The organism is Nesterenkonia ebinurensis, from assembly GCF_008711175.1.
Lineage (GTDB): Bacteria > Actinomycetota > Actinomycetes > Actinomycetales > Micrococcaceae > Nesterenkonia > Nesterenkonia ebinurensis.
Genome location: NZ_VWNF01000045.1, coordinates 28,039 through 41,164, shown reverse-complemented (window position 1 = coordinate 41,164; position 13,126 = coordinate 28,039). Strand labels below are relative to the sequence as shown.

General features: G+C 65.6%; 10 protein-coding genes. 1 reads left to right on the top strand and 9 read right to left on the bottom strand.

The window, feature by feature from the left end:
* Positions 1 to 14 precede the first annotated feature (14 nt).
* From nrdH to F0311_RS13030, 3 genes are all read right to left on the bottom strand, one after another.
* Entirely contained in the window at positions 15 to 266 is a 252-nt protein-coding gene (nrdH, locus tag F0311_RS13040) for a glutaredoxin-like protein NrdH (RefSeq protein WP_150462378.1), read from the bottom strand.
* A gap of 358 nt (positions 267 to 624) precedes the next feature.
* Positions 625 to 2,136: a glycerol kinase GlpK gene (gene glpK / locus F0311_RS13035; protein ID WP_150462376.1), complete on the bottom strand. Its 1,512-nt coding sequence runs from the start codon at positions 2,134 to 2,136 to the stop codon at positions 625 to 627.
* 10 nt (positions 2,137 to 2,146) lie between these two features.
* The gene (locus F0311_RS13030) at positions 2,147 to 3,940 is read right to left on the bottom strand and encodes a glycerol-3-phosphate dehydrogenase/oxidase (protein ID WP_150462375.1); all 1,794 of its coding nucleotides are present in this window, start codon (positions 3,938 to 3,940) and stop codon (positions 2,147 to 2,149) included.
* A gap of 142 nt (positions 3,941 to 4,082) precedes the next feature.
* On the opposite strand from F0311_RS13030, the gene F0311_RS13025 reads away from it, so the two are divergent.
* Positions 4,083 to 4,991, top strand: coding sequence for a GTP pyrophosphokinase (locus F0311_RS13025; protein ID WP_223881338.1), 909 nt, complete (start codon positions 4,083 to 4,085; stop codon positions 4,989 to 4,991).
* 29 nt (positions 4,992 to 5,020) lie between these two features.
* On the opposite strand, the gene F0311_RS13020 is transcribed toward F0311_RS13025, so the two are convergent.
* The 6 genes from F0311_RS13020 to mptB (F0311_RS12995) all read right to left on the bottom strand — a co-directional run bounded on the left by F0311_RS13020 (position 5,021) and on the right by mptB (F0311_RS12995) (position 13,083).
* Positions 5,021 to 6,751 (bottom strand): gamma-glutamyltransferase, encoded by a 1,731-nt coding sequence (locus F0311_RS13020; protein WP_150462374.1) that lies wholly within the window; start codon positions 6,749 to 6,751, stop codon positions 5,021 to 5,023.
* 87 nt (positions 6,752 to 6,838) lie between these two features.
* Entirely contained in the window at positions 6,839 to 7,690 is an 852-nt protein-coding gene (gene thiD / locus F0311_RS13015; protein WP_223881337.1) for a bifunctional hydroxymethylpyrimidine kinase/phosphomethylpyrimidine kinase, read from the bottom strand.
* 10 nt (positions 7,691 to 7,700) lie between these two features.
* Positions 7,701 to 8,678 carry an AEC family transporter gene (locus tag F0311_RS13010; protein ID WP_150462372.1) on the bottom strand — a complete coding sequence of 326 codons (978 nt, stop codon included), beginning with the start codon at positions 8,676 to 8,678 and terminating at the stop codon, positions 7,701 to 7,703.
* A complete protein-coding gene (locus F0311_RS19200; RefSeq protein WP_150462371.1) occupies positions 8,671 to 9,942 on the bottom strand; it encodes a glycosyltransferase family 87 protein in 1,272 nt (423 codons plus the stop codon). The genes F0311_RS13010 and F0311_RS19200 overlap by 8 nt, the downstream gene beginning before the upstream one ends.
* Positions 9,939 to 11,600, bottom strand: a complete 1,662-nt coding sequence (gene mptB / locus F0311_RS13000) for a polyprenol phosphomannose-dependent alpha 1,6 mannosyltransferase MptB (protein ID WP_150462370.1) — start codon at positions 11,598 to 11,600, stop codon at positions 9,939 to 9,941. The genes F0311_RS19200 and mptB (F0311_RS13000) overlap by 4 nt, the downstream gene beginning before the upstream one ends.
* The gene (gene mptB, locus F0311_RS12995; RefSeq protein ID WP_150462369.1) at positions 11,578 to 13,083 is read right to left on the bottom strand and encodes a polyprenol phosphomannose-dependent alpha 1,6 mannosyltransferase MptB; all 1,506 of its coding nucleotides are present in this window, start codon (positions 13,081 to 13,083) and stop codon (positions 11,578 to 11,580) included. The genes mptB (F0311_RS13000) and mptB (F0311_RS12995) overlap by 23 nt, the downstream gene beginning before the upstream one ends.
* Positions 13,084 to 13,126: the final 43 nt, after the last annotated feature.

Here is a 13,126-nt window from a genome sequence, read left to right as displayed (position 1 = left end):
CTCCTGGAGGATGATCAGGCTGCTGCGGCCTGGGGTGCTGCAGCGGCAGTCAGCTCAGAGATCTTGTCGGGCCGGAACCCTGACCAGTGATCGGATTCGGTGATCACCACTGGTGCCTGCATGTAGCCCAGAGCACGGACCCGCTCCAGAGCCTGGGCGTCCTGGGAGATGTCGACGGTCTTGTAGGTGACGCCGTTCTTGTCCAGGGCGCGGTAGGTGGCGTTGCACTGGACGCAGGCGGGCTTGGTGTAGACGGTGACGCTCATGGGGAAGGTTCCTTTCAGAGGTAGTTCCGTGGGGGTTGAAGACCCTTCGATACTACATCTTGTGTTGGCCGATGTCAGCAGCCACAAGATGCTGTACTCACACCAGTGTAGTTTTCCACTGCCTGTGCACAAGGACTGTGGATGGCGTGTCCGGCACCAGCACGCGGAAGTACGACGACGCCGGCTCCCCTCTCCACAGCCGTGCACAGTCCTATCCCCAGAAAAATTAGTTGGAGAGCCCGGCGTGTTCGGCGTGTCGCATCAGATGGCGTGATGGTTCGCCGACACCGCTGTCAGGCGGTTCAGCGAACAAAGGAGGAAGGGGCGGCAGAGGGGCACCTACTGTGCACTGTGTGCATCATTCAACCCAGTTCAAGGTGCGCTCCACTGCCTTGCGCCACTCGGCCAGGCGCTCAGCCCGGGCGGCGGCGTCCATAGTGGGGCTCCACCGGGCGCCCTCACGCCAGTTGCTGGTGAGCGCTGAAGTGGAGGACCAGTAGCCGGTGGCCAGTCCCGCGGCGTAGGCGGCACCCAGAGCGGTGGTCTCGATGACCTCAGGGCGTACCACCTCCACGCCGAGAATATCGGCTTGGAACTGCATAAGCGTCTCATTGACCACCATGCCGCCGTCCACCTTCAGTTCGGTCAGGTCCTCCGGGGCGGAGGCGTTCATCGCCTCCACCACCTCGGCGGATTGGAAGGCCACAGACTCCAGAGCAGCTCGGCACAAGTGATCTGCGGTCACATACCGGGTCAGACCGACGACGACGCCGCGGGCCTCCGGACGCCAGTAGGGGGCGAAGAGCCCGGAGAAGGCGGGCACAATATAGGCGCCCCCGTGGTCCTTGACGTTCTTGGCGCGGTCCTCGGATTCCGGGGCGGTTCTGATGATCCCCAGGTTGTCGCGCAGCCACTGGATGAGTGAGCCGGTGACCGCGATGGAGCCCTCCAAGGCGTAGACCGGGGCTTGGTCGCCGAACTGATAGGCCAGGGTGGTGAGCAGTCCCTGGTCGTTGTGCACCGGCTCATGGCCGGTGTTGATGAGCATGAAGTTCCCGGTGCCGTAGGTGTTCTTGCCCTGTCCGGGCTCAAAGCAGGCCTGACCCACGGTGGCGGCGTGCTGGTCACCCAGAATGCCGGCGATCGGGACCCCGGGAATGCCGCTGGAGGCTGCGCATTCAGCGTAGGTTTCGGAGGAACTGCGGATCTGAGGCAGCACAGCCTCCGGTACGCCGATGGCGGCGCAGATCTCAGGATTCCAGTCAAGGGTCTCCAGATTCATCAGCAGGGTGCGGGAGGCATTGGTGACATCAGTGAGGTGCACCCCGCCCTCGGTTCCGCCGGTGAGGTTCCACACCAGCCAGGTGTCCATAGTGCCGAAGAGCAGCTCCCCGGCCTCGGCGCGTTCCCGGGCGCCGTCCACATGGTCCAGAATCCAGGCGATCTTGGGTCCGGAGAAGTAGGTGGCCAGGGGCAGGCCGGTCTGCTCTTTGAAGCGGTCGGTGCCGGCTGCGGCGTCGGCTGCTGCCAGCTCATCGACCAGGCTCTGGGTGCGGGTGTCCTGCCAGACCACCGCGCGGTAAATGGGCTCACCGGTGCTCTTATCCCAGACCACGGTGGTCTCGCGCTGATTGGTGATGCCCAGGGCTGTGATCTGTTCCGCGGCCAGCTCACCCTCAGCCAGGGCTCCAGAGATGACCTCCTGGGTGTTGACCCAAATCTCGGCGGCATCGTGCTCCACCCAGCCCGCCTGCGGGAAGTGCTGATCGTGCTCCTTCTGCGCGGAGGAGACGATGGCCCCGGAGTGATCGAACACCACGGCCCGGGTGGAGGTGGTGCCCTGGTCAATGGAGAGGATGTAATCACTCATAGCGAGTCCTTCACAGCGGGCGCGCCTCCACGTCCTGGCCCGGGACCGGATAGCTGGCGGCGATCAGCTCAGCGGCCGCCGCGTCGTCGGTGACCGCCTCTGCCGCACGGACCGCCTCCACATAACGAATGTAGGCGCTGCGTTCGTCCTCGGCCCGGGCGGGGTCCCAGCCCAGCAGCGGGGCGGCGATCTGTAAGACCTCATCCAGGGCTGCCAGGCCGCGGTCGGCGGTTTCGTGGACCAGACGGGTGCGGCGGGAGAGCAGATCATCCAGATGCATGGCGCCCTCGTACTGGGCGGCATAGGCGATCTCGGCGCGCAGGTACTGCGGTGCCCGCTCCAGGGACGTGCCCAGGCTCGGGTCAGCATCAATCAGGTCCAGCAGTTCGGCGAGCAGGGAGCCGTAGCGGTTGAGCAGCCGGTCCACCCGCTGGTGGTCCCAGCCGTAGCGGGCAGCGAGATCCTCGGCCCGGTCCACCCATTCGCCGTATCCCTGCCCGCCCAGCAGCGGCAGGACATGGGTGATGGAGGCCCGGTCCTTGAACGTGCCTTCGGCGGCGAAGTCCACCACATCCTCAGCCATCACCCGATAGGTGGTCAGCTTTCCGCCGGCAATCCCGGTCAGGCCCGGGGCCAGCTGCATCACGGTGTGCTCGCGGGAGACCTTGGCCGAGGCGGACTCATCGGTGGCCACCGGCTGCACCAATGGTCTCAGGCCCGCCCAGGTGGCCAGAATATCCTCGCGGGTGAGGTCCTCGTCCAGTACCGCATTGGCGTGTTCGAGCACATAATCAATATCCGCCGAGGTGGCTGCCGGGGAGTCCACTGCCTGGTGCCAGGCGGTATCCGTGGTGCCGATGGCCCACACATCGCGCAGCGGGATGAGGAACAGCACCGACTTCTCGGTCTGGGTGATGATTCCCACCGTGCCCTCGGCGCTGATCCGATCCCGGGGCACAGTGATATGGATGCCCTTAGAGGCCAGCACCTTCAGCCCGGAGTCAGTGGCGGCGGCCTGCTGGGCCTGACCGGTCCAGACCCCGGCGGCCAGAATGATCTCTTTAGCATAGGCCTCGAAGCTCTCCCCGGTCAGGTGGTCGACCAACCGCACCCCGGTGATCCGCGGTTCAGCGGCGTGATCTGCCTCTGGGGCCCTGAGGTATTCGACCGCTTCGGCACGAGAGACCGCTGCTGCGCCCAGGCTGTGGGCGGAGCGGGCCAGGGTGAGCACCAGCCGGGCGTCGTCGACCTGTGCGTCGTAGTATTCCAGGCCGCCGTGGTACCTCTCGGTGTCCAGGGCGGGGAAGCGTTCGCGCAGTCCGGTCCGGCCCAGATGCCGGTGGAAGGGTACGGCCCGTCCGCGCGACCCGCGCAGCAGGCTGGACCCGGAGGCCAGGGTGTCGTAGAGGGTGACTCCGGAGCCGATGAAGGCCCGGTCGAATACTGGTTTGTCGAAGGGGAAGATGAACGGCAGGGGGCGCACCAGGTGCGGGGCCAGCCGGCGCAGCAGCAGATCGCGCTCGCGCAGCGCCTCAGCCACCAGCTTGAAGTCCAGCATCTGCAGATAGCGCAGCCCCCCGTGGACCAGTTTGGAGGACCGCGAGCTGGTGCCCTCACCAAAGTCGCGGGCCTCCACCAGGCCGGTGCTCAACCCCCGCCCAGCAGCGTCGAAGGCCGCGGCGGCTCCCACTACACCGCCACCGATCACCAGCACATCAAGAGGCTCACCCTCAGGACCAGCGGTAGCCCTCAGGCGGGTCAGAGCGTCATTGCGGGATGCTGCGTTCAGCGGCTGGGGCTTCACCCTCTCAGCCTAAGCCATCATCTCTGGTGGCCGAATCGTGATCTCCTAGCCTCTTCACAGATTGCACCTCTAGGGTCGAGACTGGACGTCAAAACTGCTGCTTCAACGTTGCGCCGTTGACCGACCTGATGAGGAGTTATCCATGCCCGCTGGCCTCACGCCCACTGAGGAGATCCCCGCCGATGAGCTGGTCAAGAAGACTGATATTGACCTCTACCGACAGCTGTTGGACCAGCTGAACTCCAAGGCGGATGCCAATGGCCAGCCCGGAGCAGTCAACCGGATGATCGATATCCGTCGACAGCTCACCGAGTTCCAGCTGCACTATAAGTTCGGTATGGATGAGGTGCTCACCAAGATCAATGTGCTGCGCGAGGAGTTCGAGCACACCCGGGACTACTCCCCCATTGAGCACGTCAACTACCGGCTGAAGTCCCTGGAGCGGATCCTGGACAAGGTGCAGCGCTACGGCAGCGAACCGAGCCTGGAGGGTATCCGGCACGCGATCCGGGATATCGCCGGGATCCGGATCACCACCAGCTTTGTCTCCGATGCCTACTGGGTGGCTGAGATGCTCTGCTCCCAGCCGGACTTACGCGTGGTGGAGGTCAAGGACTACATCCGGGCACCCAAAGTCAACGGGTACCAGTCTCTGCACGTGATCCTGCAGGTGCCGGTCTACCTGTCCAACCGCACCGAGTTCGTCTACGTGGAGGTCCAGATCCGTACGGTGGCCATGGACTTCTGGGCCTCCCTGGAGCACAAGATCTACTACACCTATGAGGGCGAGGTGCCCTCTGACATCCTGGACGAGCTACGCAGTGCCGCCGAGCAAGCTGCCGCCCTGGATAGGCAGATGGCGGAGATCCGGGATAAGGTCACTGCGCTGCGCGAGCAGGCGCCAGCCTCGGGCCAGGGCGCCACCGGGCCCACTCCTTCGGATCGGCCTGATCCTGCCCATTGGTTCCGGGGGAACGACGACGCCGCTACCGCCTCAGACTCGCAGACGCCCCCGTTTACCTGGCAGGACCTCCAGAACCGCAGTAACTGAGCTCCATCGCCTGTGAGCATAGCGCTCAATCAGTCGATGATGCGGTGGGCGCCGTCGCGGCGTGGGTCGTCGGCGCCGATGATCTCACCGGTCTCATAGTCGATCTCCAGGGACTGGATGGAACCCCACTGACCGGGCTCGGATTCCTCGTAGCTCCAGCCCATCTCTTCGAGCTCTGCGATGACTTCTGCAGGCTGGCCCATCTCCAGGCGCATGGTGTCCGCGTCGCCGCGGAAGCGCGGGGCCTCCACAGCGGCCTGCAGATCCTTCCCGGAGAAGATCCACTGCGCAAGCACATGTCCGGTGGTGGGCACAATCTGGATCCCACCCGGGGTGCCGATGCCCAGCACCGGACGGCCCTGATCATCGAGCACCATAGTGGGGTTGGACCAGGTCACGCTGCGCCGGCCCGGCTCGGGCTGGTTGGCAGGTGAGTCGATGTCCTGGAACCGGTAGAGCGCGTTGTTCATGAAGTAGCCGTCCACTGCGACCCCGGAGCCCCAGAAGTCGGTGACGGTGTTGGTCATCGAGACCATCAGTCCGTTCTCATCCACCACCACCAGATGGGTGGTGTTGCCCTCCTCATCGGGGGTCCGCGGCACAACGCCGCCCTGGGCGTCCACCTCGATCTGCGCATTGGCCTCCGGGTCGGTGAGCTCCTCCACCGGCACATCGACAAAGTTCGGATCCCCCAGGTCGGTGCGTATGGTTCCCTCCCCTACGGCCCAGGCCTGGGACATCGCGTCAATGTAGGCAGCGGAGCCTGGCTCGGCCTCAGCGGCACCCTGAGCCTCAGCGACCTGCAGCATCTGGATCAGTGCGGCCCCGGGAAGGGCAGGAGCAGCTGAAACCACCTGGTAGTCCCCCACCTCACCGGTGACCGGCTCAGCGGTGATCACCTCATAGTCGGCCAGAGACTCAGTGTCTACACCCTTCACCTGAGCAGCCAGGGAGTCGGCCAGCTCGCCGGTATAGAGGTCCTCCCAGCCCGCATCGGCCAGACGCAGCATGGTCTCGGCCAGTTCGGGCTGGATTAGGGTGTCCCCGGCCTGCAGCGGTGCACCGTCAGGCGAATAGGCCTCGTTCTCCGCCAGGTATTCCGGACCGCTGCCAGTGTTGATCCGCTCCGCGTGGTACTCGGTGACCTCGAAGCCCTCTTCGGCCAGTTCGATGGAGGGGGCCAGCACCTGCTCCCAGTCCAACTCCCCGTAGTCCTGATGCAGCTGGCCCATCCCGGCCACGAACCCGGGAATGCCGATATCAGTCTCTGGGATCTGCCCGTCATTATTGACTACCTCGCGATAGTCGTAGAAGACGGGCTCACCCTCGGGGCCGGCCAGGATGACCGAGCCTCCGCCGCCGATCCCGGAGGCCACAGGTTCCACGGTGGCGATGGCGAAAGAAGCCGCCACTGCAGCATCCACGGCATTGCCGCCAGCCTCGAATGTCTCCTCGGCGGCATCGACGGCCAGTTCATTGCCGGCGCTGACCGCCTGTTGGTCCAGGTAGCCGTATGGTTCTAGGTCCTGCTCGGTCTCCTCGTCCTCATCCTCTTCGGGCACATTCTCTGCTGGCCCAGTGGCTTCGGGGACTTCGTGCTCTTCCAGCTGCTGGCCGGGGATCTCCTCAGTGGCGTCGGGTTCCGGGGCTTCCGGATCAGCTGTGCCGCAGGCGCTGAGCAGCAGCGCTGTGATGCCCAGTGCCGCCAGTGGCCGGATAGCCGGATGTGCAGCGGTGCGAACAGATGACGTTGACTCCATGGACCCCGAATCTAAGTCGCTGACCTGCAGGTTTGCTCAACACGCGCTCTAGGAAAGCGCAGCGCCGGTCTGATGGGAGGCGGCTGCTTAGGGAAAGTGGTTGATGGGGCCGTTGCCCTGGCCTACATCCAGCTGCTCTGCGCCGATCAGCGCACGCTGCATCCACTCCTTCACCCGGTCCAGGGACTGCTCCCAGCTCAGGCCTCTGGCCCGCAGGGTGGCGAAGGCTGCCGAGACCGAGCAGCCGGTGCCGTGAGTGTTGGGGGTCTCGATCCGCGGGGTGCTCACCGAATAGGCCTCGGGGCGGGTGCCGTGGTCTGCGGGAAACACCAGAGTGTCGGTGACCGTAGGGGCCCCCATATGCCCGCCCTTCGCCAGCACCACGGTGTGGTGTGCATCAGCGACCTGCTGTGCCTGGCTGATCAGCTCAGTCGAGGACGCCGCGGGCTCAGCTGAGGCCAGGATGGCCAGTTCGGGCACATTGGGGGTGATCAGGTCAGCCCGGTGCAGGAACTCGATGAGTGACTGCTCAGCCTCGGCCTCCAGCAGTCGGTCCCCGCTGGTGGCCACCATCACCGGGTCCACCACCAGAACTGGTGCGACGGCACCGGTGCGGGTCTTCGCTCGGCTCGATCGGCCTTCGTTTCCATAATTGGTGTCCCACCAATCTGAGACTGTTTCGATGATCTCGGCGGTGCCGAGCATCCCGGTCTTCGCAGCGTGGACGGTGACATCCTCGCTGACCGCATCCAGCTGGGCACGGAGGAACTGAACCGGCGGGGCGTGAATCTCCCGGACCCCCTGGGTGTTCTGTGCCACCAGGGCGGTGACCACGCACATGCCGTAGCCGCCGTGGGCGGCAAAGGACTTCAGGTCGGCTTGGATGCCGGCACCTCCGGTGGGGTCGGTGCCGGCGATGGAGAGGATGTTCGGAATCACATGCTCCAAATTACAGCAGAACCGCGGCCACCAGCGGCAGGGTGAGCAGGGAGACTGCGGTAGTCGCCACCAGTACGGCAGCCGCCATCCGGCCATCGCCGTCGTAGGTCTCAGAGAAGATGAACGCCGTGGTGGAGGAGGGTGTGGCAGCCAGGATGATCAGTGTGCCAGCCCATACCGGGCCCAGCTGGTCTGAGAACGGCAGTACCGCCAGCCAGGTGGCTGCGGGCAGGATCAGCAGCTTAGCGGCGGTGCCGAAGCCAATGGGAAGCACCGGCACAGCCCCGCTGCGCACCCCCTGCAGCGCCGGATGCAGGGCCAGGCCCACACAGAACAGGGCCAGCGGCACCGCGGTCGTCCCGAGCATGGCCACCGGTTCGTCGAAGAGCTGCGGCATGCTCAGCGGGGTCAGTACCACCAGCAGGGAGAGTCCCATGAACCAGAACACTGGGTTCAGCACCAGTCCGCGGCGCAGAATGGGCCAGAGCTGGCGGCGCCACAGCTCCCCGAAACTGGCTGCAGCCCCTTCAAGCTCCCGGGTGCGTACTGCGGTGCGCACCAGCGGGTAGCCGTTCATGAAGAAGATATTGTGCACCATATGCACCACACCGGCAGTGAGCCCGGCCTCCGGACCCAGCACCCCGATGGAGATGGGGATGCCGAAGTAACCCACGTTGCCGAAGCTTCCTGCCAGCGAGACCGGTGCGGCCAGATCCCGGCTCAGTCCGCCCAGGGCCCGGCAGAGGCAGTAGAGCCCGATGGCCAGGGCCGGGGTGACCACCAGCACGATCAACGGCATCACCCACGGGAAATGCCCCACCGGAGGTGCGGAGATGATCGCGGTATAGATGAAGCAGGGCAGGGCGAAGTAGAACACGAAGGCGTTCAGGTGGCCGGAGGCGGCCAGGATGCGCGGGGCGAACCCGGCCCCGAAGCCCAATAGGATGATCGCGAACAGCGGGGCGATCACGGTGAGCATCTCAACCATGGGTGTACCTCTGTTCTGCGGCGGGTCCGGCCAGCGGATCCGGTTCTGGCTGCGCGGGTCTGATGATCTCGCCCACCACCAGGGCCAGGATCCAGATCAGTGTGAGCATATGCGCGGCGATGCCCAGCCCGTAGAGCGTCTCGAACACATAGTGACCCTGCCCGAAGTCCCCGCCGGTCTCTTCCGCTGTGATCTTTGCGCTGATCAGCCACACACTGGCCCAGTGGAAGACTTCGGCAGCCTGCCAGATCCAGAACACCCGCACCCTCGGGACTGCCAGCACCACCAGCGGGATCAGCCAGATCACGAACTGCGGGGAGTAGACCTTGCCCAGCAGCACAAAGCAGCCCACAATCAGCAGACACAGCTGGGCGACGGTGGGGGCTTGGGGCGCTCGCAGACCAAGGGCCAGGATGGCCAGGCAGCAGAGCAGGAACAGCCCGTTGGACAGCAGTGAGAAGGTCTCCCCCGACCAGCCGGTGGGCGCCAAGGCCAGCCAGATTGAAGAGAACCCGGGCTCACGTTCAGAGGAGAACTGATAGAAGAGACGCCACTGCTGAAGCTGGCTGAGCATAAACGGCAGATTCACCGCCAGCCAGGTGGTCACTGCCGAAATGACGACGCCGCCCAGGGGCCGGTATGTGCCGGCACGCAGGCACAGCACGATGATCGCCCCCAGGAACAGCAGCGGATAGAGCTTCATCGCCGCCCCGAGTCCGATCAGTATCCCGGCCAGCACTGGGCGGTTCCTTGCCCAGGCCAGCAGGGCGGCTGCTCCCAAGGCTGTGGCCCACATATCCCAGTTGATCGAGACGGTGAGGATGATCCCTGGGGCCAGGGCAACCAACAGGGCGTGGCGGCGTCGTGCTGGTGGCAGGCAGGCTGCGGTGATCAGCACCAGGGCTGCCCAGCAGCCGATGACGGCCAGGTGGTTGAGGTCGTGGAAGGCCAGGGTGCGCAGCTCGGTGGCGTCCTGACCAGGGATGACTGCAGCGATGAGTCCTGCCACCACCCCGATGAGGACCGGGTACTCCATGGTCTGCTCCGCCGAGACCTCGGTGATGAAGGGGAACGCGCCGGCAGCCAGGCCACGCTCGGCGAAGAGCAGCGGGAAGTCGGAGTAGCACATGGCCAGGTGCTGGGCTGGGTCGGTCCAGCCGTTGACCCGGCACCACTGTACGGCCAGTACCGAGAGCAGCGCGCCGATTGCCGTGGCGACCAGCAGCACAGTGATGGTGCGCGGGGAGAGCCGGGTGACGGTCATGTCTGCCCAGCCCTATGGGTGAGGCTGGTCACCGACCAGGAGGTCTCCGGGGTGGAGAGCCGGTTCAGTCTCAGCCAGCCGTCGGTGGTGTTCCACCGCTCGGAGCGTTCGCGCAGCTGGAACATGGCGGCGGTGTTGGGATCCAGCAGCACAATGTAGATGAGATAGGCTGCGGCCACGCCCAGGGCGATCAGCTGGACCAGTACGCTGTCCAGCCATTGGGCTACGGAGAGTTGGCCCACCATAGCCAGCAGGGTCATCACGGTGATCAGCAGGGTGACCAGCATCAGCGCCCGACCGCGGTAGACGTGGACCACCGCGTAGAGCGGCAGCAGCCAGAGCAGGTACCAGGGTTGGATGATCGAGGAGGTCAGGATCACCACGGTGAGTCCGTAGGCCGCCCAGAGCACTGGGTTGCCCAACGCCGGGCGCAGCAGCATCACGGTGAGCACCACTGCGGAGAGGATCCGGGCTGCGGCATAGAACCAGCCTGCCGTCTCCTGGTGGCCGGGCCCGCCGGCAGCCTCGATGAGCCAGCCCAGTCCCAGCCCGAGCAGCCCCACCGGTGCAGCCTGGAAGGCCTCACCCCCGGCCCCCAGTGCGGTGGTGAACCAGCCGATACCCACCCCGATCAGCCAGCCGCCGCCGAACAGCAGCCCGGCGGCCAGACACCCCGCCAGAGCCCACTCCCGGATCCGGTGCAGGTAGTTTCCGGTGTCCCTCAGCGGCAGCAGCACAGCGAAGGGCAGCAGCACCATGGCCACCGGTTTGATGGCCACTGCGGCGATCAGCAGCAGCCAGGAGGCCAGTCTGCGGCGGCGCAGCGCGTACCAGATGCCGGCCAGTGCCAGGCCCATCATCAGGGCGTCATTATGGGCGGCGGGGATGAAAACGATCAGACTGACCGGGTTGAGCAGGCACAGCCAGATGGCCCAGGCCGGCTGGGAGCCGAAGGCCCGAGCCAGCATGGGAATGATCAGCAGCATCAGGGCCACTCCGAAGACCGAAAGTGCCCGGAACAGCAGCACCGCCAACTCCGGGGTGCCGTTGGAGAGGAACCAGATGCCCCGGGCCAACAGCAGGAACAGCGGACCGTAGGGTGAGGGGGACTCCGCCCAGAGCTCATCTGCGCCGATGCCGTACCAACCGGGCAGTTCGGAGACTCCGGCCTCGTAAGGGTTCTGTCCGGCTTGCAGCAGGCCTCCCTGGGCAAGGTAGGAGAAGACGTCACGGGAGAAGATCGGGAAGCAGGCCAGCAGTGGTGCCCCCCAGAGGAGGACTGCTTTGCGCATAGTGGGCAGGGCGACGTCGTGATCCCATCCGGTGATCCGTTGGGAGAGCCTCAGCCAGGAGCGCAGCAGCAGCAGGGCGCCGAACACCAGCAGCACTGCGCAGATGATCACTCCGGCGGTGGTGGTGCGCACCGGCAGCAGCCATTGGTGCAGCTGCAGCCAGGAGCCTGGGACCATGACCAGCCAGCCCACACCCCAGGAGCCGACCATGATCAGCACCGCAGCCAGGAAGCCCTGGCGCAGAGTATGGGAGACCTGGCCCTCGGGGCCGCCGATCAGCCAGGAGGTGCCCTTAAAATTGCCGAGGATTTCGCGGGCGGAGTCTGCCGCACGCGAAAACCGGTTACTGGGCGGGGTCTGGGGCACTGCTTAACACTACCGAGCGGGCCTGAGAATCGGTGAACCAGATGATTGTGGCGCTGAGCACGGAGATGCCCACCGAGAGCAGCACCATCGCGGTGTCGAGTTCCAGGAACTGGTGGACGAACAGCTGGTCGGCCGCCCCCTGGGCCAGGAAGAACCCGGTGACGGCCACAGTTGCGGCCAGCGGCCAGCGCCTGGAGGTGCCGGTCAGTGCCCCTGCTGCGGCGAACAGCGGCAGGATCCACAGCAGGTACCAGGGCTGGATCAGCGGGGAGAGCAGCACCACTGCTGCGAACGCCCACATCATGCGGTGGTAGATCCGGTCGGCGCTGCCGCGGAACATCAGGTAGAGCACCACCGCGATTGCAGCGAGCCGGCCGATCACACCGGCGATATCGTAAGCGGCATCCGGGGACTGACCAATCAGCAGAAGCAGACCGGCGAAGGGGGCGGTCAGGATAGTCAGCGGGGCCCAGAAGCTGGCCCCGGACCCTGCCCCGGCCAGCACAGTGACCCAGTCGAGCCCGTATCCGCCGAGGGCTCCAATACCCAGCAGCGCGGCCCCGGCAAGTGCTGCGGTTAACGCCCAGTAGCTGAACCGTTTAGCCCAACTGGCTGATGCACCTGCCCAGAGCAGGGCGATGAAGGGCAGCATCACCAGGGTGATGAGCTTGGTACCGATGGAGGCCACCATGCACAGCACCGCCGCTAAGCCCAACAGCAGGTGGGCGGTGCTGCACCGCTGACCGGCACGGATGGCCAGCCAGGTGCCCACCAGGGCCAGACCCACCATCAGCGCGTCATTATGCGCACTGGAGACGAAGCTGATGATCAGCAGCGGGTTGGCGGAGGCTGCCCACTGGGCTTTCGCCGGCTCGGCACCCAGGGTCCGGGCCAGCAATGGAACCATCACCAGGATCAGCAGCACGCCGAGCACGCAGACCAGCCGGAAGAGCAGAATCGCCAGCTCTGCGGAGTCCCCGGAGAGGTCCATCACCCCTGCGGCGATCCACAGGAACAGGGGCCCGTAGGGGGTGGGATCCTCGGCCCACACCTGGTCGGTGCCCAGCTGGAACCAGTTCTCCAGTGCGGAGACTCCGGTGGTGTAGGGGTTCTCCCCCATGAGCACCAGCCGGCCTTGGTTCAGGTAGGCGAAGACATCCCGGGAGAAGATCGGCACGGCCAGCAGCTGCGGGATGGACCAGATCAGTGCCGCGGCGGTGACGGTGTGTAGTCCGGTAGGGCGGGCGTCGTCGTCTGTGATGTGTTTTAGCCGAAGCCAGGCATGGAAGAGGATCCAGCAGCCGGCGGTCAGGGCAGTCACGGAGAGCACGACGCCGCCTGTCTCGGCTCGCAGCCAGATGGTGGGCTCCCAGCGGTTCAGCGGGGAGTCGCTGACCAGCCAGCCTGCTCCGAGCGAGCCGAGCAGAATCAGCACCGAGCCGAGTAGGCCGTAGAGGATCACTCCGCGCGGCGCTGTGTTCACCCGCCTGAGTTTACGCGGGCACCGGTAGTAGAGTGTTCCTCTG

Bases quoted from the DNA above. Each gene is read 5' to 3' on its own strand.
- F0311_RS13020 (WP_150462374.1), bottom strand. From the start codon at position 6,751: ATGGAGTCAACGTCATCTGTTCGCACCGCTGCACATCCGGCTATCCGG.
- glpK (WP_150462376.1), bottom strand. From the start codon at position 2,136: ATGAGTGATTACATCCTCTCCATTGACCAGGGCACCACCTCCACCCGG.
- F0311_RS19200 (WP_150462371.1), bottom strand. From the start codon at position 9,942: ATGACCGTCACCCGGCTCTCCCCGCGCACCATCACTGTGCTGCTGGTC.
- nrdH (WP_150462378.1), bottom strand. From the start codon at position 266: ATGAGCGTCACCGTCTACACCAAGCCCGCCTGCGTCCAGTGCAACGCC.
- F0311_RS13010 (WP_150462372.1), bottom strand. From the start codon at position 8,678: ATGGTTGAGATGCTCACCGTGATCGCCCCGCTGTTCGCGATCATCCTA.
- F0311_RS13025 (WP_223881338.1), top strand. From the start codon at position 4,083: ATGCCCGCTGGCCTCACGCCCACTGAGGAGATCCCCGCCGATGAGCTG.